Source organism: Flavobacterium sedimenticola (assembly GCF_030053345.1).
GTDB lineage: Bacteria > Bacteroidota > Bacteroidia > Flavobacteriales > Flavobacteriaceae > Flavobacterium > Flavobacterium sedimenticola.
On sequence record NZ_JASGBP010000001.1, the window covers coordinates 720,637 to 744,532 of the forward strand.

The 23,896-nt window shown below is 40.8% G+C and carries 25 protein-coding genes and 1 pseudogene; 12 read left to right on the forward strand and 14 right to left on the reverse strand.

What is annotated here, in order from left to right; genetic code table 11:
- Positions 1–2: 2 nt before the first annotated feature.
- Positions 3–1,298 (forward strand): tyrosine--tRNA ligase, encoded by a 1,296-nt coding sequence (tyrS, locus tag QHT84_RS03290; RefSeq protein ID WP_283238109.1) that lies wholly within the window; start codon positions 3–5, stop codon positions 1,296–1,298.
- On the opposite strand, the gene QHT84_RS03295 is transcribed toward tyrS, so the two are convergent.
- From QHT84_RS03295 to QHT84_RS03315, 5 genes are all read right to left on the reverse strand, one after another.
- Complete coding sequence (locus QHT84_RS03295) at positions 1,291–2,271, reverse strand: LuxE/PaaK family acyltransferase (protein WP_283238110.1); 981 nt, start codon at positions 2,269–2,271, stop codon at positions 1,291–1,293. The two genes, tyrS and QHT84_RS03295, sit on opposite strands and share 8 nt — an antisense overlap.
- 80 nt (positions 2,272–2,351) lie before the next feature.
- Complete coding sequence (locus QHT84_RS03300; RefSeq protein ID WP_283238111.1) at positions 2,352–3,284, reverse strand: T9SS type A sorting domain-containing protein; 933 nt, start codon at positions 3,282–3,284, stop codon at positions 2,352–2,354.
- Positions 3,285–3,387: 103 nt separating this feature from the next.
- Positions 3,388–3,699: a T9SS type A sorting domain-containing protein gene (locus QHT84_RS03305; RefSeq protein WP_283238112.1), complete on the reverse strand. Its 312-nt coding sequence runs from the start codon at positions 3,697–3,699 to the stop codon at positions 3,388–3,390.
- A 104-nt stretch (positions 3,700–3,803) separates the two neighbouring features.
- Complete coding sequence (locus tag QHT84_RS03310; protein ID WP_283238113.1) at positions 3,804–4,928, reverse strand: hypothetical protein; 1,125 nt, start codon at positions 4,926–4,928, stop codon at positions 3,804–3,806.
- Between the two features lie 168 nt (positions 4,929–5,096).
- Positions 5,097–7,883 carry a TonB-dependent receptor gene (locus QHT84_RS03315; protein WP_283238114.1) on the reverse strand — a complete coding sequence of 929 codons (2,787 nt, stop codon included), beginning with the start codon at positions 7,881–7,883 and terminating at the stop codon, positions 5,097–5,099.
- Positions 7,884–8,077: 194 nt separating this feature from the next.
- Here QHT84_RS03315 and QHT84_RS03320 point away from each other — a divergent pair, with 194 nt between their 5' ends.
- Positions 8,078–8,761: a response regulator transcription factor gene (locus QHT84_RS03320; protein WP_283238115.1), complete on the forward strand. Its 684-nt coding sequence runs from the start codon at positions 8,078–8,080 to the stop codon at positions 8,759–8,761.
- Positions 8,762–9,805, forward strand: a complete 1,044-nt coding sequence (locus QHT84_RS03325; RefSeq protein WP_283238116.1) for a sensor histidine kinase — start codon at positions 8,762–8,764, stop codon at positions 9,803–9,805. It abuts the gene before it with no gap.
- Here QHT84_RS03325 and QHT84_RS03330 read toward each other — a convergent pair.
- Both QHT84_RS03330 and QHT84_RS03335 read right to left on the reverse strand, forming a co-directional pair.
- On the reverse strand, positions 9,779–10,834 hold the full coding sequence (locus QHT84_RS03330) for a glycosyltransferase (RefSeq protein ID WP_283238117.1): 1,056 nt from the start codon (positions 10,832–10,834) through the stop codon (positions 9,779–9,781). The genes QHT84_RS03325 and QHT84_RS03330 overlap by 27 nt on opposite strands.
- Positions 10,831–11,652 carry a UDP-2,3-diacylglucosamine diphosphatase gene (locus QHT84_RS03335; RefSeq protein ID WP_283238118.1) on the reverse strand — a complete coding sequence of 274 codons (822 nt, stop codon included), beginning with the start codon at positions 11,650–11,652 and terminating at the stop codon, positions 10,831–10,833. The genes QHT84_RS03330 and QHT84_RS03335 overlap by 4 nt, the downstream gene beginning before the upstream one ends.
- A gap of 147 nt (positions 11,653–11,799) precedes the next feature.
- Here QHT84_RS03335 and trmB point away from each other — a divergent pair, with 147 nt between their 5' ends.
- From trmB to QHT84_RS03370, 7 genes are all read left to right on the forward strand, one after another.
- Positions 11,800–12,474: a tRNA (guanosine(46)-N7)-methyltransferase TrmB gene (trmB, locus tag QHT84_RS03340; RefSeq protein WP_283238119.1), complete on the forward strand. Its 675-nt coding sequence runs from the start codon at positions 11,800–11,802 to the stop codon at positions 12,472–12,474.
- Positions 12,475–13,101: a LysE family transporter gene (locus QHT84_RS03345; RefSeq protein ID WP_283238120.1), complete on the forward strand. Its 627-nt coding sequence runs from the start codon at positions 12,475–12,477 to the stop codon at positions 13,099–13,101.
- Positions 13,098–13,430 (forward strand): MGMT family protein, encoded by a 333-nt coding sequence (locus tag QHT84_RS03350; RefSeq protein ID WP_283238121.1) that lies wholly within the window; start codon positions 13,098–13,100, stop codon positions 13,428–13,430. Before QHT84_RS03345 ends, QHT84_RS03350 begins: the two co-directional genes overlap by 4 nt.
- A 137-nt stretch (positions 13,431–13,567) precedes the next feature.
- Positions 13,568–14,704: an Mrp/NBP35 family ATP-binding protein gene (locus QHT84_RS03355; RefSeq protein ID WP_283238122.1), complete on the forward strand. Its 1,137-nt coding sequence runs from the start codon at positions 13,568–13,570 to the stop codon at positions 14,702–14,704.
- A 146-nt stretch (positions 14,705–14,850) separates the two neighbouring features.
- On the forward strand, positions 14,851–15,090 hold the full coding sequence (locus tag QHT84_RS03360; protein WP_283238123.1) for a NifU family protein: 240 nt from the start codon (positions 14,851–14,853) through the stop codon (positions 15,088–15,090).
- 193 nt (positions 15,091–15,283) lie between these two features.
- Positions 15,284–16,342: an NAD(P)/FAD-dependent oxidoreductase gene (locus tag QHT84_RS03365; RefSeq protein ID WP_283238124.1), complete on the forward strand. Its 1,059-nt coding sequence runs from the start codon at positions 15,284–15,286 to the stop codon at positions 16,340–16,342.
- A complete protein-coding gene (locus QHT84_RS03370) occupies positions 16,342–16,674 on the forward strand; it encodes a 2Fe-2S iron-sulfur cluster-binding family protein (protein ID WP_283238125.1) in 333 nt (110 codons plus the stop codon). Before QHT84_RS03365 ends, QHT84_RS03370 begins: the two co-directional genes overlap by 1 nt.
- Here QHT84_RS03370 and QHT84_RS03375 read toward each other — a convergent pair whose 3' ends face one another.
- From QHT84_RS03375 to QHT84_RS03405, 7 genes are all read right to left on the reverse strand, one after another.
- Positions 16,675–17,373: an SGNH/GDSL hydrolase family protein gene (locus tag QHT84_RS03375; RefSeq protein WP_283238126.1), complete on the reverse strand. Its 699-nt coding sequence runs from the start codon at positions 17,371–17,373 to the stop codon at positions 16,675–16,677.
- A gap of 28 nt (positions 17,374–17,401) precedes the next feature.
- Entirely contained in the window at positions 17,402–18,184 is a 783-nt protein-coding gene (locus QHT84_RS03380; RefSeq protein ID WP_283238127.1) for a DUF3050 domain-containing protein, read from the reverse strand.
- Positions 18,185–18,298: 114 nt separating this feature from the next.
- Positions 18,299–19,477 carry an acyl-CoA dehydrogenase family protein gene (locus QHT84_RS03385; protein WP_283238128.1) on the reverse strand — a complete coding sequence of 393 codons (1,179 nt, stop codon included), beginning with the start codon at positions 19,475–19,477 and terminating at the stop codon, positions 18,299–18,301.
- Positions 19,478–19,656: 179 nt separating this feature from the next.
- Positions 19,657–20,391 (reverse strand): hypothetical protein, encoded by a 735-nt coding sequence (locus tag QHT84_RS03390; RefSeq protein WP_283238129.1) that lies wholly within the window; start codon positions 20,389–20,391, stop codon positions 19,657–19,659.
- A 98-nt stretch (positions 20,392–20,489) separates the two neighbouring features.
- Positions 20,490–21,206 (reverse strand): tRNA1(Val) (adenine(37)-N6)-methyltransferase, encoded by a 717-nt coding sequence (locus QHT84_RS03395; protein WP_283238130.1) that lies wholly within the window; start codon positions 21,204–21,206, stop codon positions 20,490–20,492.
- Positions 21,207–21,384: 178 nt separating this feature from the next.
- The gene (gene rimM, locus QHT84_RS03400) at positions 21,385–21,909 is read right to left on the reverse strand and encodes a ribosome maturation factor RimM (protein WP_283238131.1); all 525 of its coding nucleotides are present in this window, start codon (positions 21,907–21,909) and stop codon (positions 21,385–21,387) included.
- Between the two features lie 13 nt (positions 21,910–21,922).
- Complete coding sequence (locus QHT84_RS03405) at positions 21,923–22,537, reverse strand: 30S ribosomal protein S16 (RefSeq protein ID WP_283238132.1); 615 nt, start codon at positions 22,535–22,537, stop codon at positions 21,923–21,925.
- A gap of 199 nt (positions 22,538–22,736) precedes the next feature.
- On the opposite strand from QHT84_RS03405, the gene QHT84_RS03410 reads away from it, so the two are divergent.
- Both QHT84_RS03410 and QHT84_RS03415 read left to right on the forward strand, forming a co-directional pair.
- Positions 22,737–23,459: a DUF6252 family protein gene (locus QHT84_RS03410; protein ID WP_283238133.1), complete on the forward strand. Its 723-nt coding sequence runs from the start codon at positions 22,737–22,739 to the stop codon at positions 23,457–23,459.
- 91 nt (positions 23,460–23,550) lie between these two features.
- A pseudogene (locus QHT84_RS03415) lies at positions 23,551–23,790 on the forward strand (RNA recognition motif domain-containing protein); the annotation flags it as partial.
- Positions 23,791–23,896 lie beyond the last annotated feature (106 nt).

The following is a 23,896-nucleotide window of genomic DNA, read 5'->3' on the forward strand; positions in this document are numbered from 1 at the left end:
CGATGAGAAATTTAGTAGCAGAATTGCAATGGCGCGGTTTGGTGCACGATATGATGCCGGGAACGGAGGAACAATTGTTGAAAGAAATGACCACGACCTATATTGGGTTTGACCCGACGAGTGATTCGTTGCATATTGGGAGTTTGGTGCCGATTATTTTGTTGGTGCATTTGGAGCGTTTTGGTCACAAACCGATTGCTTTGGTGGGCGGTGCTACGGGTATGATTGGCGATCCTTCGGGGAAATCGGACGAGCGTAATTTGTTAGACGAAGCCACGCTGGAGAAAAATGTAGCCGGAATCAAAGCTGTGTTGTCCCGCTTTTTAGATTTTAATTCGACTGCCGCTAATGCGCCGATTTTGGTCAACAATTACGATTGGATGAAGGATTTTTCGTTTATCCATTTTGCGCGTGATGTGGGAAAACGAATTACCGTAAACTATATGATGGCGAAGGATTCGGTGAAGAAACGGTTGAGTGGCGAAAGCGGTGAGGGGATGAGTTTTACGGAGTTTACGTATCAGTTGATTCAAGGGTACGATTTTCATCATTTATACAAAACGCACCACTGTTTATTACAGATGGGTGGTAGTGACCAATGGGGTAATATTACCACGGGAACTGAGTTGGTGCGCCGAATGAACGGCGAAGGCGCGAAGGCGTATGCCATGACGTGTCCGTTAATTACCAAAGCTGATGGTTCTAAATTCGGGAAATCGGAAGGCGGGAATGTGTGGTTGACGGCCGATAAAACTTCGGTATACAAGTTTTACCAGTTTTGGTTGAATACGACCGATGTGGACGCCGAAAAATACATTAAGATTTTCACGTTCTTAGATAAAGACACCATTGATGCTTTGATAGCCGAACATCACACGGCACCGCATTTGCGCGTGTTGCAAAAGCGTTTGGCCGAAGAGGTAACCACTTTTGTGCATGGTAGAGAGGAGTTGGACAAAGCCATTTTTGCATCGGGTGCTTTTTTCAGTCCAACTATGGACGATTTGAAAAAGTTGGATACCCAAACGTTTTTGGAGGTGTTTGAGGGTGTATCGAAGGCGGAAGTAGCTAAAGCTGATTTAGAAAATGGGTTGGATATGATTGCGGCGCTTTCGGCAAAGACCGGGTTTTTACCCTCGAACAGTGAGGCACGACGCGAGTTGCAACAAAATGCCATTTCGTTGAATAAAGAAAAAGTGACGGCGGATTATATCATTACCGAAAAAGATCTTATTAACGGTCAGTTTTTGATGTTGCAAAAAGGCAAGAAGCATTATTACTTAATTAAGGTTATATAACCATCAGGTTACAACCTCGAATATCAGAATTATCAAAGCGGCCCAATATTTCGAAAGAATTATTGGGTTGTTTTTTGCCCAAATCTTGCGTGGCGATAAAGGAACACGAGTTGAGGTTGGCCAAGTCGATGATGTTTACGCCGCCGGTTTTGCCGTAATCGACATAACTCAGGGCGTCTTCGGTATCGCGGATTAAGATATGCATCCAGCTCGGGCACTCAAAAATCCCATGGCCTAAGGAATAGGCTTGGGAGAGCAATTCGGTCATCCCGTATTCCGAGTGAATACGCGGTACTCCAAACCCATCGCAGAGGATTTGATGCAGTTCTTCGCGAATCATTTCTTTGCGTTGGCCTTTCATGCCGCCGGTTTCCATGATGATGGTGTTTTTGAGTTGGAATTTTTGTTTTTCAATAAGATCCAACAACGCATAGGTCACCCCAATCAGTATTACGTTTTGACCGGAGTTGTCGAGTTCCATTAATTTCGCAATCAGTTCGTCGTAGTTGTGCAGGTAAAAGCCGCTGTGTTCGTTGTTGGACAATTCGATTAAATCTTTGACCATATAAATCAGTGACGAGCCGCTCCGTTCTAAATAGGATGGAAGCAACGCCAAAACCGCGTAGTCTTCGATATTGCCGTAGAATTCCGAAAAGGCCAAGCGATAGCTTTGTTCGTAGAGTGAAACATCGGTGACCAAATGTTTGCTGGTAATCATCCCGGTCGTTCCGCTGCTGGTAAAGGTTTCTTGAACCGCATCGGTATTAGAAACTACAGTATGGCTTTTAAAAAACTGTATCGGCAGAAATGGGATTTGGGGTAGTGATTTTACTTTTTGAACATCGGTATTCAGAAAGTCACAAAACTCTCGATAGACATGATTGTTTTCGTATTGGTACCGAAACACTTTCAATGCGATTTTTTCAAACTGCTTGTGGGAGGCAATGGTAAATATGTCTAGCGGATGAATCAAAGTCGGTATTTTGTGCAAAAGTAAGGAAAATAAAAAAGCTCCAACTTTCGTCAGAGCTTTTTAGTAGTATTGGAATGGGATTATTTAATCACCAATTTCGTAGTAGCGGTTTTACCTTCTTCGGTAATTTTTACCACATACACACCTGTTTTAAGTGCGCTTACATTGATGTTGTTATCAGCAGTAGTAGTATTGAAAACTTGTTTTCCTAATACATCATAGATAACAATGTTTTTCTCAGCGTTAGTGGTAGTTTCTACAAAAACAACTCCGTTTGAAACCGGGTTAGGATATACTTTTAAACCTGCGATTGCATTTTGGTTTACACCTAAAGTATAAGCGCCTAAGTTGATAGTACTTATAAGGTAAGCACAAGTGTTATTGGGAGCAACAAATGCGGCATTTCCACCATAAGTAAATGATGATGTTACAAAGTTACCTGCATTCGGTCCAACACCATTATTTCTGCTTGCATAGCTGTCTTGGTAAGCCCAAGGAGCAGAATAGTCAGAAGTTCCGCCCGGAATCTCTAATGGGTTTCCGAATTGGTCTACAACTGAAACAAGGTTACCTGCCGTTGGAGCATCATAAATAGCTATTCTGTATGCGTCGTTACCATTTCCATTAGGAGCACCTGTTGATATGATGACATTAGAGCCTGTTAGAGCAGGGTACATTTCTGAAAAAGTTTGAGCTGTAGCAGGTGTTCCAGCTCCAACAACTAAATAAAGAAAAGTATTAGTTTGTGAACCAAATGGTGTCATGTCAAAACCTGCGTTCCATGAAATGGCTGAAGCATCGATTGCTCCGTTAGATTCTGTTTGGAATCTGTAGTTTGTAAAGTCAATTGTTCCTGAAACATACATTTCCACAATTTTAGGGCTAGATGAACCGCTTGCTCCTGAACATCCGTCAGAAGCTAAAGTTCCGTCAACCACTTTAGTAATTACAACAGTTTGTGAAAAACAGATTGCGGAAAGAAACAAAAAAGATAAAGTGTAAAGTTTTTTCATTTTTTTAAAATTAATTAGCCTACAAATATAATCACAAATTTTCTTTGTGAGAAAAAAGAATGTGAAAAAAAGATTAAATTTAGATTAAAATGTCAAATTTTAACTATCTGACAATTAGTTTTCTAGTAGCCGTAGTATCTCCTTCCGTAATTTTGATGATGTAAACGCCCGGAGGAATAGAAGAAATGTTGAGCTCTTTAGAAGAGAGGGTTGTTTGTAAAACCTTTTTTCCTAACACATCAAAAATCAAAATTTCTTTGTCTACAGCTGTTTTGGAAGTAATATAGATTTTTCCGTTAGTCACCGGATTAGGGTAGAAACCAAGAGTCTCACCTTGTTGTTTTACGTCCTGTGCCATTGCCACAGATGCAAACAAAAGGGAACATAAAATGGTGAAAAAGTAGTTTTTAGCCATGACTCTAATTTGGTTATTACAAATGTATAAAAAATATTTCAAATATTGTACCAAAAAAACTCCTTCTTGTTAGGAAGGAGTTTTTAGCTTTTTTACGAATTATATTAAAGTGTCTTTAACCAAGTTCCTGAGGTAAAAGGTGCCGTATTGGCTCCAACAGCACCGGCATTAACACTGACAATACTGTCTATGTTAGTAGTGTCGCCGGATATTCCGTTTCGAGTTAGAGCTGTGATGAATGAGATGCTGGCATTGTTAATTTTTAATGAACCGTCTTGGAATTGACCCAATTGATTTCTTAAATCTACTCCGTAGCCTACATTTGTTACCTTTACGTTAGAAATATTCCCTGCTGTTCCTTCTTTAAAGTTGAAAGCAGCTTTGTTGGCATTGCCTGAACCTGTTATGGTTACATTTGTTACAGTTGGATTAGCTCTCGGAGAACTATTAAATTCAACAGGTAAGTTAGAGCACTCAAAACCAAAGTCGCCATTAGCCGGTTGGATAATCCAAATATTACTCAAGTTTCCTCTATAGCCTCTGTCCCAGTCGATATTATCATCCTCACATCCAAAAGCAGCTAAATTTGTTGCATTTACAGATCCGCCAAAAAATTCAAAAGCATCATCGGCTCCCTTGTAAGCTTGTAAGTTTTCTAAAACTGTACCGGAGCCAACTCCGAAGAAAGAAAAGGCATTGTATTCTGCTGTTCCTCCGGTAATAGCCGCGCCAGCGTATTCAACTCTTACATATTTTAATGAGCCTGAATTGTCAGCGTCATCGTTACCGCCGTATATTAAACCACCAGCCTCAGCAATTTCGGTACCGCCGGCAACGTTAATTCTGGCTTTTCCGTTGATGATGATTCCGCCCCAAGCACCGATTTGTTGTGATTGCGCTGTGAATACAATTGGAGACGAGGAAGTGCCGTTTGCAATTAATTTTCCACCTTGCTCTACTTGTAAATAGTTAGTTCCTGCCGCTTGGTCTGCTGTAGAAACTGTAAAAGTGGTTCCCGCTTCAATAGTTAAAGTAGCACCGGCTTTTACTACTACAACTCCTTTTAAATTGTAATTTCCTGAAGGAACGTTTAAGTCAGTTGTAATGTTTCCTTGAAGAACAGACCCTTCCAGGTTTGGTACATTTGTTCCGTTAGATTCGTCAGAAGAACAACCGAAGGTAAAAGTTAAGGCTGCTAAAGCGATAAATTTTAAGAAATTTGTTTTCATGTTTTAATGTTATATTGTTTTTACAAAAGTAAATTCGCAAATTTCAAAAGAGGTTAATCAATGGTTATTTAACGGTTACCGCCTAATGAAATATTTGTAAACAAAATGTTATGCAATAAAAAAGAGAATCGCAACGATTCTCTTTTTAGTATGTGATATTAAGCTTTATCAGAAAGTATATGAGAACTCTAAACCTACGTTAACACCCTGCGTTAAACGATTGTTTACATTGCTGAACTGACTTGGGTTAGCAATTGGTCGCGTTGGATCTTGTGTGGCCAAAATTTCGGCATTCAAGATGTTTTTTACCGTTAAATTCAGTTGATATTTTTTCGAGAAAGTATTACGCCAAGTAAAATCCAACATGTCAATAGGTTTTTGCTTGATATCCGAAGCACCGTCAGTTCCAACTGCATAGATTCTGTCAGAGAATGTATTGTAAATGAATGATACTTTGGATTCTACTTTTTCGTTTTTAATCAAGTCATACACGATATCCGCGTTGATAATAAAATCAGAAGCTCCTTGTAAAGAACGTTCGGTTGAAGTAATTCTTGGAAATTTAGCTTTATCGGCAATTTCTTCCGACTTCATGAAAATGGTATTCAAACCGAAAGAGGTTCTTTGGGCAAAGAAGCTTTCACCAAAAATTACGTCTAATCCAAAGTTTGATTCTAACTCAATGCCATATAAATTGGCTTCATCAAAGTTCACAAATTTGGTTAAGAAACCGGTTGAGGTTCCTTCTAACAAACGTGTGATCGGATCTTGAATATGCTTTCCGAAAATGGCTACGGCCACCAAGCTGCTTTGCGTTGGGAAGAACTCGTATTTTAAATCTACATTGTAGTTTTGAGTGTTCTTCAAATCCGGATTACCGATGCTGAAGTTTCCGTCCCCGTCTTGATAACGAAACGGCAAAATTTCACGGAATCGGGGCTTTGTAGATGTTTTTGAAGCCGTAAAACGCAAGTTGGATTTGTCGTTCAACTCGTATTTTAAGTTGAGAACCGGACTAAAGTCAATGGGGTCATATACCTGTACATCAAAAGGCGAAGTAACAGTACTGGTTTCTTTTCTCGATTTAGTCTCACGGAACATGTATTCAAATCGAGCTCCGATGTCCAAAGTCAATTTTTCCCAAATTCGGTTATAATTTACAAAACCGGCATTGATAAATTGTGCAATTTTTACGTTATAAGTTGGGTCGGAAGTGCTGGCGTAATATAAACTGCCATTATCAAAATTTGTGTCAAAAAAGGCTTGTGGATTGTTGGTGTCCATAGTAGTGTCTGCCAAGTTACCGCCGCCATTCACTCGGATGGTTCGGTTGAAAAAATCGTAGTTTGTCATGTCTCCGGCATAGCCAAATCGTATACTGTTTTTCGATTTTCCATCTACATCACCACCGAATTTTATTTCGTATTCTGCTTTTCCGTTAACATTAAGATTGTCTAAAATCGAGTAGAATCGGAACGGATTTGCGCCATTAAAAGTTACGAAGTCAGCATCTGAACCAACCCCTTCAGCGATTAAAGTTTTTCGATCCGGCATGTTGTTTTTTCCTAATGTTGCTGCAATACCGTACTCCAAAGTGTGCTTTTTATCTTTAAAATACAAGGTTCCTACTTGTTGGATTCCAAAAGAAGTATTTTCAACATATTTGGTATCTCTTAAGAAAAATGGTCGGTCAATGGTAATAAAATCGGTGTTTTCTCCTTGAATTTCTTCAATAGTACTCTCCGAGTTTTGAAGGTAGATAATGTTGAAAAAGAAGTTGTAAGCATTGGGTTTTTTAAAATTCAAACTGGCCAAGGCAGATTTTTGAGTAAAGTATTTAGAATTAGCGACATCAAAATCCTTAAAAGCGGTTCCTTCTGAATTCAAGTTTCTTCTTTCACCCGTTTGCGATAAGTAGTTGTTGCTGAAGTTTACATTGAATATATACCCAATTTTTCTGTCGTTAGATAAATCAAATGAATCCGAGTTAGTGATGCTGGTTCCAATACTCATAGGAGCTGTAGTTTGTTCCGGCGACCAGGACGAGTTGAAAAGATTTTTAGATTCCGCCGGAGAAGCCTGATAGCCTAGGGCAACATTTTCACCAAAAACACCCGGTAGAGCTCTATTGTTTCCACTATACCCGAAAAAATCAGTGCCGCCTTCACTGCCCGATTTGAAGTCTTTAAAGGTGGTAATCGAGTTGAATCCCGCTGAAATACTCACTTTAGTGTATGGTTTTGAACTGATATCTTTCGTCCAAATGTTCAATGAAGCTCCGGCAAAGTCTTGGTACAAACCCGAATTAAAAGTTTTAAAAACATCAATATTTCTAACAATATCAGTTGGAATAAAGCTTAACGGAATCGTTTTTAAGTTCGGATCCGAAGGAATAAAGTTCAACCCGTTAATTTGAAGATAATTATAACGGTCATCCAAACCGCGTATAAAAATTCCCCGGTCGGCAACTTTAGAAACCCCCGAAATTTTAGCTACTCCTTGTTCTACGGTGGATACCCCTTTGCGTTGCATTTCCTGAGCACCGATACTTTGTTTGATTTCCACGGCATTCTTTTGCTCTAACATTAAAACCGATTCTCTTTCGCGGCTTACAGTTTTTTGAATTACGACATCCTGCAACTGGTAGCTGCCCGAACCCAATGCTTTATTAATGGTAAGCGTTTCTCCGGCTTTCACTTCAATTTTTTCTTCTATCGATTCGTATCCCAAAAAGCTAAATTGTATGGTATACGTTCCGGCTTCTACCGATAGGGAATATTTTCCGGTTTCGTCAGTAGTAACACCTATGGTTGTTCCTTTAATCACTACATTGGCGAAAGGCAGGGCCTCATTGTTAAGGTCTTTGTCAGTCAGTATTCCGGTCACAGTTCCTTTGTTTTGAGCCCATCCGACCAAGTGTAACAGTAAAAAAGTAACAATTAATTTAAGTTTCATTTTTGTCTTGTTTAATTTTGGTGCAAAGAAACCACCGCATTGTAAAGGTCTTGTTAAACCGCTATTACGATTTTGTTCGCAAACCATTACCAAATTGTTAACATATTAAATTACGGTTAACTCAGTTTGTGGTGTATGTAAGCATTTTGTATTATCTTTACCTTTACATCCGGAAAACTTAACAGGTCCGAATTATGAAGAAAAAAGACATCAAGATTTTACTGGTTGATGACGAGCAGGATATATTAGAGATTGTGGGCTACAACTTATCTCAGGAAGGCTATCAAATTGTAACGGCAACCAATGGTAAAGAAGCCATTTTGAAAGCCAAAAAAGAACTGCCGCATCTGATCATAATGGATGTCATGATGCCCGAAATGGATGGTATGGAAGCATGCGAAAACATTCGAAAATTACCCGAACTCAACCACGTAATCATCACGTTTTTAACGGCTCGCAACGAAGACTATTCTCAAGTAGCCGGTTTTGATGCCGGTGCCGACGATTATATCACCAAACCTATCAAGCCGAAATTATTGGTGAGCAAAGTCAAAGCCTTGCTGCGCCGATTGAAAAATGAGGAGCAAGCCACAGAGACACTTAATGTGGGCGGTATAGAAATCAATAGAGAAGAATATAAAATTATCAAGGAAGGTGTCGAAATCATTCTGCCTCGTAAAGAGTTTGAATTGTTTTATCTGTTGGCCTCCAAACCCGGAAAAGTATTCAAACGTGAAGAAATTTTAGATAAAGTTTGGGGTAATGAGGTTATTGTAGGTGGTCGAACCATCGATGTGCACATTCGCAAACTTCGCGAAAAAATAGGCGAAGATTTATTCAAAACCATCAAAGGCGTGGGCTACAAACTGGAAGTGTAAATGAAAGTTAATTTCAAGAAAACATACACCTTTGCGTTGGTGTCTACCACGTATATTACCCTTTTTTCAACTGGTTTTCTTGGCATTTTACTTTGGTTTTTTCATGAATTTTCCTGGATGATATTGTTGGTTTTTGCCTTGTCAATGGCCATTTTTTCTTTTTTTGTCATCCAATACCGCGTAGAGCATTTTATTTACCGAAGGGTAAAAAAAATCTACGACGATGTGTCACTTTTAGAATCAACTTCTTTTAGAAACCAACCCATTACGACCGATATGGCAACGCTGACCCGACAAGTCAAAAAATTTGCCACCGATAAAAAAATGGAAATTGAAACCCTCAAAGTCCGCGAGGAATACCGCCGTGAATTTTTAGGAAATGTGTCGCACGAGTTAAAAACGCCATTGTTTACGGTTCAAGGGTATTTATCTACCTTGCTCGACGGGGCGATGAACGATAAAAACGTCCGCAAAAAATACCTCGAAAGAGCCGAAAAAGGCGTAGAGCGTCTTATTTACATTGTGGAAGACTTGGATATGATTTCGAAACTTGAAATAGGCGACTTAAACCTCGAGTTATCCAAATTCAACATTGTTGAGCTCATTCAAAATGTATTTGATTTATTGGAAATGAAAGCCGATAAAAAAAACATCATCCTGATGTTTGATCGCAAATACAGTAAACCCATCAAAGTGTTTGCCGATAAAGAAAAGATAGAGCAGGTCATCACCAATTTGGTCACCAACTCCATCAAATACGGTAAAGAAAACGGCACTACCGAAGTGACCATCGAAGATTTAGTCAACGATAAAATTATCGTTCGTTTTCGAGATAACGGAGAAGGCATCGAAAAGCAATACATTCCGCGTTTGTTTGAACGCTTCTTCAGAGTCGATAAAAGCGGGGCGCGCAGCGAAGGCGGATCGGGTCTGGGACTTTCGATCGTAAAACACATTATCGAAGCGCATGGCGAAAAAATTTATGTAGAAAGTGAATTCGGCAAAGGTTCCGAATTTTCATTTACCCTCGAAAAGTATAAATAATTGTTTCCAGTTGACGGTTTCGATTAACTTCGGCAACCCTTTATACAACCCCATTTCCAATAGGTTTTCAATTCTGAAATGCTCTTGTTCGGCAAAAGGCGCATAACCGTTTCTTTGGAAGCGTTTGGCTAAATATTCTTGTTCAAATTGACCCGGAGTCGGAATAAAAAAAGCGTTCTTTTGCAATTTCGCCAAATCCATTACAGTCGTGTATCCCGAACGACAAAGGACCATTTCACTTTCGTTGTAGGCTTGTTCGATTTCATCGGATGTCATGAAATTGTAGTAGGTAATGTGGCCAATGGTTTCTTGGGTTTGTTGCGGCGCTACTTTCCCTTTGATAAAAATGACGCTGCCGTTGTACCGTTGCAATTCAATTATCAGTTTTTCTTCTAACAGGGTACGCTGCGGTTCCGGACCCGAGAGAATGACCATCAGTTCATAGTGCTTAGCAGTTTCTCTTTTTTCCAAGCGACTCAACGGGCCGAGGTATTTCAGTGGTAAATCGTTGTTTTTGAGATGCCCTAACTTACCGGTTAAATTGGGTTTGTTTTTCATGTCGGGAATCCAACATTCCGTAAATTTTTTGATAAAGTACTGATGCAATTTGCTCGAAATCCAAGTGGTTTTCCCCGACAACACATTGAGCTGATGGGTGATAAAAACACTCGGTACTTTCTTGCTGTACACCCCTAATCGATTGTCGGAGATGATGCCTTTTAAATCCCATTCTCGGGTTAATTTTTTGACCATTTTTTTCTCTTCAAAAATAGCCTGAATCATTTTCGGACTGTTTTTGATAAGCTTCCACTTAAAATCGGAACCCTCTTTGGCATATTCAATGTCATAGGAGGGCAACGTAACAAAAGGCAAATGCGGAAATTCTTTTTGCAATAACTGTAAGGCCTCTCCGTCTGAAGCCAATACGGGTGTAAAACCATAGTGTTCCAAGACCCGGATAATCGGAATGCAACGAGTGGCGTGTCCCAAACCCCAATTGAGCGGCGCTATGAGTATGTTTTTGGTCATGGTTTTATTACGCTGATAAATTGTTCGGCCAATTGGTCTTCGTATTCAAAATGCGATTCGTCTTCTCTCAGCACTAATTTCGAATCGTGCTTGTACAGCTTCCATTTTTTGTTGTGGTATTCCAAAGCGGTTAAATTTTCAATCCAATCGCCCGAATTCAAATAAGTGGTACTGCCTTTTTCGGTTTCCGTTACTTTGATTTTAGGTTCGTGAATGTGTCCGCAAATTACATAATCAAATTGATTTTCGATGGCTAATTCGGTGCAAACCGCTTCAAATTTGGTAATAAATTTGATGGCCGACTTCACATTGTCTTTTATTTTTTTTGATAAAGAATACGGTTCTCGGTTACATCGGGTTAAAATCCAATTGAGTAATCGGTTAATCAATATGAGCATATCATAACCCCAACCGCCCAATTTGGCTAACCATTTGGCGTGATTGACAGAAGCATCGAAGACATCGCCGTGAAAAATCCACGCTTTTTTCCCGTCCAAATCCAACACTAATTTGTTGAGCAGGCTGATGGTGCCCAAATGTAAATCGGTAAACTTCCGTAAAAATTCGTCGTGATTTCCGGTCAAATAATACACTTTGGTTCCCTTAGAACTCATCGACATGATTTTCTTAATCACCTTTAAATGCGAGGCCGGAAAGTACGATTTTCGAAACTGCCAAATATCGATAATATCGCCATTCAAAATCAATATTTTCGGTTTAACCGAGTTGAGGTAATCCGTCAACTCGCGGGCATGACAGCCGTAAGTGCCTAAATGCACATCCGAAATCACCACAACGTCTACTTTTCTTTTTTTCAAAATAAATAAGTTTTTCAAAGAAAGGATTTTTTCAAAACAGCCAGGTTACTTAAACATTATCAAAACTTTATTTGAACTGTCTTTTATTTCCTTACTTTTGCCAACGTAAGGCCTTGAGCCGAGTAATACCTAGTAAAATGTAAGTTTGTGGGCAGTAAGAATAAGTTAAAACGATTTAAAGAAAACGAAACGTTCGGCAATGTGTTCCAACCTACTCGGGAAGAAGTAGTAGGCGGATTATTTCCGTTGAAAGGCAAATGGAACAGCGATTTTTTCAAAAATAACCATCCCATCATCATCGAATTGGGTTGCGGAAAAGGGGAATATTCGGTGGGTTTGGCCGAACGCTATCCGGATAAAAATTTTATAGGAATCGACATCAAAGGGGCGCGTTTTTGGCGCGGTGCTAAAACCGCTCATGAAAGTGGGATGCACCACGTGGCCTTTGTGCGCACTCAAATTGAACTCATTGACGGCATTTTTGCTGAAGGCGAAGTATCGGAAATTTGGATTACGTTTCCCGATCCGCAAATCAAATATAAGCGTACCAAGCACCGCATGACCAACAGCGAATTCTTGAAACTGTACAAACGAATTTTAAAACCGGACGGAGTAGTCAATCTGAAAACCGACAGCGAATTCATGCACGGGTATACTTTGGGATTGCTCCATGGCGAAGGTCATGAAGTGCTGTATGCCAATCACAACGTGTACAAAAACGAAGGCGCACCCGACGAAGTTTTAGAAATTCAAACGTTTTACGAAAAACAATATTTGGAAATCAACAAAGCAATTACGTATATTCGTTTCAAAATCAAATAGATGTATTATTTTTTGCCACCGGTGCTGGGTTTTTGCATTGCTTTTTTGGCGGTTATACTCCCGGGTCTAATCAACATGACAGCAGCCAAAATCAGTTTGCAGGAAGGCAGAAACGAAGCGGTTAACTTTGCATTCGGCGCTTCGCTGATTGTTTTTTTTCAAACCTTTATTGCCGTACTCTTTGCCCGATTTATCAGTGAGCACGAAGAAATTGTGGCGACCTTACAAGAAATCGGGATTTTTATATTCGCGGGGTTGAGTGTTTATTTTTTCTGGATTGCCAAGAAACCCAAAAAACTCAATCGGGAAGCCAAAATCAAAGCCAAATCCAATCGGTTTTTTCTCGGCATGTTGTTGTCCACGCTCAATCTTCTGCCCATTCCGTTTTATGTGTTTGCCAGTATGAGTTTGTCGGCAGCGGGGTATTTCAGTTTTGATAAAGTCCCGGTATCCGAATTTGTGCTGGGCGTAGTTTTGGGCTCGTTTACCGTGTTTTACATTTATATCGTAGCCTTCAAAAAAATTGAAAAAAAGACCGAGTTTTTGATGCAGAACATCAATATTGTTATTGGCTCGGTAACGACCTTTATGGCGATTATCACACTCCTCAAATTGTTGTACCGATGAAGGATGAAGCCAATTTTTTTGAGCGTGTTTATGAAATTGCCCGTCAAATTCCCGAGGGGAAAGTCACTTCCTACGGGGCCATTGCCAAGGCTTTAGGCGCGGCTCGCTCTGCGCGTATGGTAGGCTGGGCCATGAATGCCAGTCACGGGCGCGAGGATGTGCCGGCGCATCGTGTGGTTAACCGAATCGGAGTGCTTTCGGGGAAACACCATTTTGAAGGCACGAATCTGATGCAGCAATTACTCGAAAACGAAGGCGTTAAAGTAGTCGATAACCAAATTGTCGATTTCGAAAAACACTTTTGGCGACCAGAGGTTAGCGAGCAGTAATCCGCTATAAATTGTAATTATCCCATCATCAAAAACTTTTCCCTTTTCCCTTTTCCCTTTTAACTATTTTCAAACTATCTTTGCAATCTAAATTCAGTTTAAATAAAAGGAACTGAAAGATTTAAATGTAGTGCAAAATGAAATTAGATAGAAAAGAAATTTTGGCTGCTTTGGAAACCATTACCATTGCAGGCGAGGGAAAGAATATGGTCGAAAGCGGTGCGGTAAAAAACGTGCTCACTTTCGGTAACGAAGTGGTCGTTGATTTAGTCATTACGACTCCGGCCATGCACATCAAAAAGCGTGCGGAAGACGATATCAAAAAACTCATCCATGACCGATTTTCACCCGACGCTGTGGTAAAAGTCAACATCAAAGTGGAAACACCCGAGCAAAACCCAAATCAAATCAAAGGCAAAGCCATTCCGGGCATCAGCAACATTATTGCGGTAGCTTCGGGAAAAGGCGGTGTTGGGAAATCAACGGTTACCGCAAATTTGGCGGTTACTTTAGCCAAAATGGGCTTTAAAGTGGGCGTGTTAGATGCCGATATTTACGGACCAAGTATGCCGATAATGTTTGATGTGGAAAACGAAAAACCGCTTTCTGTTGAAGTCGACGGCAAATCGAAAATGAAACCCATCGAAAGCTACGAAATCAAATTGCTTTCCATCGGTTTCTTCACGGCGCCGAGTCAGGCGGTGATTTGGCGCGGCCCTATGGCGGCCAAAGCCTTGAACCAAATGATTTTTGACGCGGCCTGGGGCGAACTCGATTTTATGTTAATCGATTTACCTCCGGGAACGGGCGATATCCACTTGTCCATCATGCAATCCTTGCCAATCACCGGTGCTGTGGTGGTGAGTACACCGCAAGCGGTGGCTTTAGCCGATGCCAAAAAAGGCGTTTCCATGTTCCAATCCGATAGTATCAACGTTCCCGTGTTGGGCATCATCGAAAACATGGCCTATTTTACTCCGGAAGAACTCCCGAATAACAAATATTACATCTTCGGCAAAGAAGGTGCTAAAAACTTGGCGGCCGATTTGAATGTGCCGTTTTTGGGCGAAGTACCCTTGGTACAAAGCATCCGCGAAGCCGGAGATTACGGCCGTCCTGCGGCTTTACAAACCGCTTCGGTCATCGAAACCGTATTTGAAGAAATCACCCGAAATGTAGTACAGGAAACGGTAAACCGTAACGAAACCTTACCACCTACCGAGGCGATTAAAATAACCACCATGGCCGGTTGTTCGGCTGTTAAAGGGAAATAAAATAATGTATCAATTAAACAATGTATCAATTAAGCAATGTAACAATTAAGCAATGTAGCAATTAAACAATTCAATTGTAACATTTATACATTGCTACATTTACACATTGCTACATTTACACATTGCTACATTTACACATTAATACTATGACAAACGAAGAATTAATAGGCAATATCGAAAAGGCACTCGACGAAATCAGACCGTTTCTCAACTCCGATGGCGGTGACATCAGTTTGGTTTCCGTAGAAGACCAAAAACACGTTAAAGTACGTCTTCAGGGGGCTTGCACGTCGTGCAGTTTGAGTATTAGTACCATGAAAGCCGGTGTCGAAACCACCATCAAGAAATACGCGCCGCAAATCGAAACCGTAGAAAACGTAGCCTAACAAGAGCTTTTGTCGTTTTTCGGAGTAGGGCGTTCCCTCGTTTTTTTAAACGAGGTCGGGCTTTTCGCAAGTACGTGGTACTTTGCTTCAATCCCTAACGCTAATGCGTTTTATATGACAAAAATCATAAAATAAAAGTTCGGGTTTAAAGACCTTAGCGCCTTTGAATCTCAGAACCTCAGAATCTCAAAGCATGATAGAAACAGATATACTCATTATCGGAGCCGGACCCACAGGTTTGTTTGCTGTTTTTGAAGCCGGTTTATTAAAATTAAAATGCCACATCATAGACGCCTTGCCGCAACCCGGCGGACAATTAGCCGAATTGTATCCCAAAAAACCCATCTACGATATTCCCGGTTATCCCGAAGTATTGGCCGGGGATTTGGTGAATAACTTGATGGAACAAATCAAGCAATTCCAACCCGGATTTACCCTAGGAGAAACGGCTGAAACTATAGAAAAACTAGAAGACGGTAGTTTTATTGTAACTACTAACGAAGGAACCCAACACCACGCAAAGGCTATTGCTATTGCCGGAGGCTTAGGGACTTTCGAACCGAGAAAACCAATCTTGAAAGACTTGGAATTTTATGAAAAGGAAAATCGCGGGGTAGACTATTTTATCAAAGATCCCGAAAAATACAGAGGAAAAAACATTGTCATCTCCGGAGGTGGTGATTCGGCCTTGGATTGGAGTATTTTCCTTTCCGATGTAGCGGCTTCGGTGACTTTAGTTCACCGTCGAAATGAATTCCGCGGGGCACTGGATTCTGTAGAAAAAGTACAGGAACTTAAATCGGAAGGAAAAATTAAATTAATTACACCGGCTGAAGTTGTAGGCTTTAAGGGTTCCGAGCGAATCGAATCGGTAGACATTGAAGTCAACGGTGCTCGTATGAACGTGCCAACCGATTATTTTATTCCGCTTTTCGGATTAACCCCAAAATTAGGGCCTATCGCCAACTGGGGATTGGAAATCGAGAAAAATGCGATTAAAGTCAACAATGCGCTCGACTACCAAACCAACATCGACGGGATTTACGCCATAGGCGATGTCAATATTTATCCGGGAAAACTGAAACTTATTTTATGCGGCTTCCACGAGGCGACGCTAATGTGTCAAAGTGTGTATAACCGCTTGAATCCGGGCAAACGATACGTTCTGAAATATACTACGGTTTCGGGTGTTGACGGTTTCGACGGCACGCGCAAAGAAGCGGAAAAAGCGGTAGTAAAATCAATCAACTAATGGCTCAGGATATCACTATTACAATCACCGATCGCGATGGCATTACGCACGAAGTGCAAGCGCCGACCGATATGAATATGAATATCATGGAGTTGGTTCGCTCTTATGAATTGGCTCCCGAGGGCACTATTGGCATTTGCGGCGGGATGGCCATGTGCGCTTCTTGCCAATGTTATGTGTTGAATGACATCCCGCTACCTGATAAAAGTCCGGATGAAGAAGCCATGCTATGGGAAGCTTTTAATGTTAAAGAAAACAGCCGTTTGGGTTGTCAGCTTCATATTACGGAAGAAATGGACGGACTCGAAATTGAATTGGCTCCGGAAGCGTAGTTACAAACCCAATGTCATTTTTGCCACAGGCAAAATCCGCTCCACAAATTGAGTATAAGCCATTGTAGAAGGATGCAAACCATCGGTTGCCACCAATTCGGGGTCTAATAATCCCATTTGGGTGATATCGGTAATATACACAAACGAAATCCCATTGCTTTCACAATATGCTTGTGCAAAAGTATTGTATTGTTGCACACCATTGGAAATGGTGGTAGAGCCTTGGCCAAAGGGAGTATACGCATAATCGGGAATCGAAACTACAATCAGATTTTTTTTGTCACCACCGGCTTTGGCTATGGCAGTATTTACCAACTCCGGAAATTCCTGTTCGTAAAGACTGAATGGTTTATTTTGGTATTGATTGTTCACCCCAATAAGCAACGTGACTAAGTTATAATCGTTTGGTAAATTTTCGTTGGCAATAGCCGTTTTCAAGTTGGTAGTGGTCCAGCCGGTTTGCGCAATCAGTGTAATGGCAAACGTATCCGTTTCATTCAAATACGGGGCAAGACTGTCTTTTAACTGTTCCGGGAATCGGCAATCAGTACAAACGCTTTGGCCATAGGTATAGCTGTCGCCTAAGGCCAAATACTTAAATAATCGGGGAGCCGGAGGTGTGGTTTCTTTATCTTCGGAACAACTCTGTACACCCAAAGCCAAACCAAAAACTACAAGTATTTTAAAAAAGAATTTCATAACCGAATCTTTGGTTTAACGTTTGTTTTTAAGCAAGTTCCAAACGGGCTTCAATTTTTTCTTCAATCGCATCCCAAAGTCCGATTCGTTTTTCCAAAGCCAAAACCGATACTTCTTCTACTTCTTTCCATTTTTGCGCATCGTCTTGGCAAAGTTCATGAATCATTTGCATCGCCATCGGCCCGTGTTCGTCGGCATCCAATTCGATATGTCTTTCGAAGTAGTAAATCAATTTGGATAAATCCACATCCGGGAAGTTTTGCTGGAAATTTTTCAGGATTTCGGTAAACATAGTCGGAATCAAATCTTCGCGCCCAAAGGTAAACGCGGCCGCAATTTTATGCACTTTACTTTCTTCAATTACTCGGAAAGTAAAATCGAGAAACGCCTTAACATTCTCATGCAAATCACTTTGTTTGATGGCAATGAATACGTTTTTGGTATCGACTACATTCTTCAAAAAGGCTTTCAGTTCATCCGTTGAAGCACCGCAACTTTGCATGGCTTCGACATACATTTCAAAGTGACTCAAACGCTTTCCGTCTAAAGTTAAATCGCTTTCCTCAGCCAATACAATTTCGTTGATTAAATAACGGGTTTCCGGATTTTCTGAGGCAAACCAAGGTGTTGTAGTGCAAGTCAGTTTGTTTTGCAAGGCTTTTAGGAGCGACATAAAGTCCCAAACCGCATACACGTGGCATTCTAAAAACTGACGCAAGTCGTCGATGGTTTTTACTTTTTCATATAAAGGATGTTGTAATAAAGTATCTTTTTGCGGTTGGATAGTTTGATTGATGGTGGAGATCGTCATAGCTTTTTTGGTATTTACGTTCTATAAACCCATGTGGATTTATATGAACAAAAATAAAAATGCTTCCCGTAACAGAGAAGCATTTTGTATCAATTTTATTGATTGTTTAATATTTTATTTAAAGGCCGGCATACCGGTAATATCGGCTCCCGTAATCAACAAGTGAATGTCGTGCGTACCTTCGTACGTGATTACGCTTTCTAAGTTCATACTGTGACGCATAATCGAGTATTCACCGGTGATTCCCATGCCGCCCAAGATTTGACGGGCTTCACGCGCAATGTTAATCGCCATATCTACGTTGTTTCTTTTCGCCATCGAAATTTGAGCTGTGGTTGCTTTTCCTTCATTTCTTAAAACACCTAATCGCCAAGTCAACAATTGTGCTTTGGTGATTTCGGTAATCATTTCGGCTAATTTCTTTTGCTGTAATTGGGTAGCGGCAATCGGTTTGTCAAATTGGATTCTTTCTTTGGCATAACGCAAAGCGGTATCATAGCAATCCATAGCCGCACCAATAGCGCCCCAAGCAATACCGTAACGCGCCGAATCCAAACACATCATCGGTGCGCCAAGACCTGATTTGCCCGGCAATAAGTTTTCTTTAGGTACTTTTACATTGTCAAAAATCAATTCGCCGGTAGCGGAGGCACGCAACGACCATTTGTTATGTGTTTCCGGTGTCGTAAAGCCTTCCATACCGCGCTCCACGATTAGACCGTGAATTCTGCCTGATTCGTCTTTCGCCCAAACCACGGCAATGTCGGCAAACGGTGCGTTCGAAATCCACATTTTGGCTCCGTTCAACAAATAATGGTCGCCCATATCTTTGAAGTTGGTCACCATACCACTCGGATTCGAACCGTAATCCGGTTCCGTTAATCCGAAACAACCCATGAATTCTCCGGTGGCTAATTTCGGCAAGTATTTCATACGCTGCTCTTCGGTGCCGAATTTCCAAATCGGATACATCACCAAAGACGATTGTACCGATGAGGTGGAACGCACACCCGAGTCGCCTCTTTCAATTTCCTGCATAATCAAACCATACGAAATTTGGTCTAATCCGGCACCGCCGTATTCCTCGGGAATATACGGACCAAAGCCGCCAATTTCTCCTAACCCTTTGATGATTTGTTTAGGGAATTCCGCACGTTGGGCATAGTCTTCAATGATAGGCGACACTTCGCGCTTCACCCACGCACGTGCCGAATCGCGCACTAATTTGTGCTCTTCCGTTAATAAATCATCTAGTAAATAGTAATCCGGAGCTTGAAATAAATCGGGTTTCATAGTGTATAATTTGGTTTACGAAAACGTTTGCAAAGCTACACAATCTAAGTTAAAATCTCAATCAACAAGTGTTATAATTTTTTGAAGCTTTTTCCGGCTTTACACTGCAATCTTTCCCTTTTTTATCAAAAAGGAAAAGGATTTTCGTTGCAATCCGGGCTAGGGCAGTGGGCTTGCATTCAACGCTCTAGTTTTCGGAAGGCTTCGTTTTTTTCAAACAAAAAATCGGCCATTTCCAATACATCTTGGCGTTCGGCTAAAGCAGCCGCTCGGACATCGGCTTCGCAATAGGCAATAAATAAATCTATTTCTTCCGGTTTTAATTTGAGGGTATTCAGGTAAAAATTACGATCGTAATGACTGCTCAGAAAGTCTTTAAAATTGGGCGGAAGAACGGCTTTTTCAAGCTTTTCTTTGTCTTTGATTTTGAACCAATTGGCTATGCCTTTAAACATCCGCACAAAGTCGACACCGTTTTCAATCGTCCCGTCGTATACATTAACTACTTTTAGCGCTTGGCTTTGTTTGCTCAGTTTTATAGCATCGATATCGGCTTGGGAGATTTGGACTTTTAAACGTGACTTGTTTACAATCTCAACATCTTCCAGGGCTATGGGTTTCTTTTCAATGGTAATGGTCAATTGGTTTTGATTGAAGTGTGTTTCGGTAATTTTGAGTTTGAAATCAATGTATTCTTTAGAAAGGATATACAATTCATCGCCTACAGCAACGCCAATACTAAAATGCCCTTGAGGGTCTGTAGTGGTACTTTTTTTTGAAGTCAAGTTGACAAGGTCGATGTTGGCAATGCCTCTCCCTTCACAAACTATTTTTCCGCTTAGCACTTTTTCGTTTTGGGCTAAACAAAAGTTTGTCGTAAAGAACAAAAAGGTAAAGAGTAGCGTTGGTTTCAATAATCAGACTTTAAAGATGGAACCTCTAAAGTACAGTTTTCGTTTTCGCTTAGTGATAAAGTGGTGTTAATTAAGATTTTTTTACCACTTGGCGGATATTACATTTTCAAGTAAAAATCTTGGGTCAACGCCATGTATTCGGCGGTGTATTGGTGTCTGGCGGTTTCAATGACCAATTCGTCGATAGGGAAATCGGTGGTTTCGGTCAACGAAAAAGCCATCAAACTTCTTTTGATTTCAGAGGTAGGCGTGCCTTTCACACGGGTAATTTGGAGCGGAAACAAATCGCATGCTTGGGCCAACGCCATCAGTCTGTCTTCCTCTTTGTAGGGAACAATTATGGCCAAAACCCCTTTTTCAGAAAGCAGCACGGAAGCGGCTTCCACCAAATCCTCAAAAGGCAAAGCGTCTTGAAAACGCGCTAAGTCACGGGATTCGTTTTCGGTTTTGTAATCTTCGCTGTAAAACGGCGGATTGGAAACAATCAAGTCGTACTCCTCGTCTTCCAAATCGTCCATAAAATCATCGAGCGAGGCGTGAAAACAAAACAAACGGTCGTTCCAAGGCGAGTTTTCAAAATTGTCCACGCATTGTTCAAAGGCGTTTTCGTCTATTTCTATGGCGTCAATTTGTTCAGCATGACTTCTTTGAGCCAACATTAACGCGATGAGTCCGGTTCCGGCGCCAATATCCAATACCGAAAACGGGCGGTGGTCAATAGGAGCCCAAGCGCCAAGCAGAACGCCGTCGGTGCCGACTTTCATGGCACATCGGTCTTGTTGGATGGCAAATTGTTTGAATTGGAATGTAGACATTTGAAATTAAAAGGAATTTGATATTAAGAGGAGAATGTCCGGTGGACATTCGGTTTTATTCCAGTGGGCTTCAGGTATTTTTAATGGTGTTTTTTACTCACAAACAGGAATCAGAACTCAAACCCCTAGCCCCGATTGCAGCTGGCTACCATGTAGCGCGAAAAGCGGGAAACAGCTCCTAAAGATACATTTCAATTAAGCCTTCCGGTAAGTCCATAATGACTTTTTTGTTTTCCCTGTCGATTTTTACCAGGAACTGGTCAATCATTGGGACTAATATTTCTACAGAACCGTTTACCACTTCGAATAAAGGTTGTGCTGTAGTGTCGTTGATGGAGGCTATTTTTCCGAAAACCCCGAGGCGCTTGTCCTCAATTTCAAAGCCAATCACTTCGTGGAAATAGAATTTGTTGCCTTCGAGTTTAGGGAGCATCTTTAAAGGCAGGTAGATTTCACAGCCAATGAGTTTGTCGGCTTCTTCTTCGGTGTCGACATCTTCAAATTTTACCCGCAAAAAATCGTTCTTGTGTAAGGCGCTGTGTTCAATAAAAAATGGAACCAGATCTTTGTGGTATTCCACAAATACTGATTCCATATTTTCATATAATTCGGGTTCGTCGGTATCTAAATAGACTAAGACTTCTCCCTTGAAACTAAATTTTTTGGCAATTTTACCTAAATAGAAACACTCTTTTTTACGCATTTGCCTAAATAGATTAAGCTTCTGTTTCTTCGCTGGTTTCTTCAGCAGCAGGAGCTTCTTCGGTAGCTTCTGCTACAGTCTCTTCAGCAACTTCCGCTACAGTTTCCTCAGCAGCTGTTTCGGCTACTACTTCTTCGGCAGCTTCTTCGGCTACTTCAGCAGCTTCTTCGGCTTTGGCAGCTTCAGCAGCAGCGGCAGCACGCTTGTCATTAGCTTCTTTTTCAGCTTTTAAAGCTTTCGCTCTGGCAGCTTCTTGTGCTTTTGACAAACCTTCTTTTTTAGCCGTTACTTTACCAGCTTTTTCTTCTAACCAAGCCGCTAATTTAGCATCGGCTTGCTCTTGCGTTAAAGCACCTTTACGAACGCCACCGTCTAAGTGGTGTTTCAACAGCGCCCCTTTGTACGAAAGGATAGCTCTGGCCGTATCGGTTGGTTGTGCACCATTGTGTAACCAAGTTACAGCCTGATCCAAATTTAAGTCGATAGTGGCAGGGTTAGTGTTTGGATTGTAAGTTCCTAATTTTTCTAAGAATCTACCATCTCTTTTTGAACGAGCATCAGCGGCTACGATCCAGTAAAAAGGTTTCCCTTTTTTTCCGTGTCTTTGTAATCTAATTTTTACTGACATAATCTTTTTGATTAATTTGAGGTACTCGACCTCGGTTATTTAAGGGCGCAAAGATAACTATTTTTTAGAAACAAACTAACAGCGCGCAATATTTTTGATGATAACTTCTTGTTTGGTTTGGTGTTAACGTTATTTTTTTTAAATTTTAGTAGCATTTTTACTTTAAAAAGTTATTTTTGTGGAGAAATACCATGAAATAATGAAAAGATTTTTGTCCCTAATTCTTATAGCCATTGCGTTTACCTCATGTCAGGAAGATGTTAAGTTTAATGACCCCGGTCTTCAGGCGCTCAAAGACGATGTTTTTTGGAGAGCCAGTGATACCAGAGCCTACTTAACCACTGACGGGAAGTTGACAATTGAAGCCTACACTCAATTTGAACTGCTTAGTTTGAGCACAGCCAGCGCCAATGAAGGAGTTTACCTTTTGGGGTCGACTAACATCAACAATGCGGCATCTTATTCTTCAGAGTTTAACGGAGTGGAATTAGAATATGCTACCGTTCCGGTGCCGGGACCGGTATCAAATATTGCCATTGCAGATTCCGGAACAGGATATACCACAACAAGCGGTTCTTCTGTTGCTACCACCGGTGGTTCCGGTAGCGGATTAACTGTAAAAGTGGTGGCTAATGCCGGAGGTAATGTTACTTCTGCCACAGTAGTTTCGAGAGGAAACGGTTATGTAGCCGGAGACTTAGTCATAGTTTCAGGGGGTAATTTGAATTGTAAACTGAGAGTAGTGAATGTTCAAAACAGTAATGGTCAAATCGAAATTTTAGAATACGACAACGTCAATATGACCATCTCCGGAAAGTTTAAGTTTAATGCCGTGAATACCAATGCTAGTCCGTTTGGTGGGCCTATTTTGAACTTCCAATACGGAGAATTTTATAAAATACCGATTTTCCCATCGATATAAAAGGTAACGATTATACAACAGAACCATCTTCGGATGGTTTTTTGTTTCGGTTTCCGAACCCGTTTTTTGTAACACAACTAAATAATACTATATGAATATTTTCGTCGGAAGCCTTCCTTTTAGCATAAACGAAGCAGATTTAAAAGACTCTTTTGAAGCTTACGGAGCGGTTAGTTCTGTAAAAATTATTACGGATAAATTTACAGGCAGAAGCAAAGGATTCGGTTTTGTAGAGATGCCTAACGAAGCAGAAGCATTAAAAGCCATAGAAGAGCTCAACGGGGCTACGGTCAGTGGTCGTACAATAATAGTAAACAAATCCATTCCTAAAGAATAAGCATTAGTAAATGTCTTTTGCAAACCACTCCGTTTCGAGTGGTTTTTTGTTTTTTGTTAATAACTAAAATTGATTGCTACCTACAGAAATCTTATTTTTG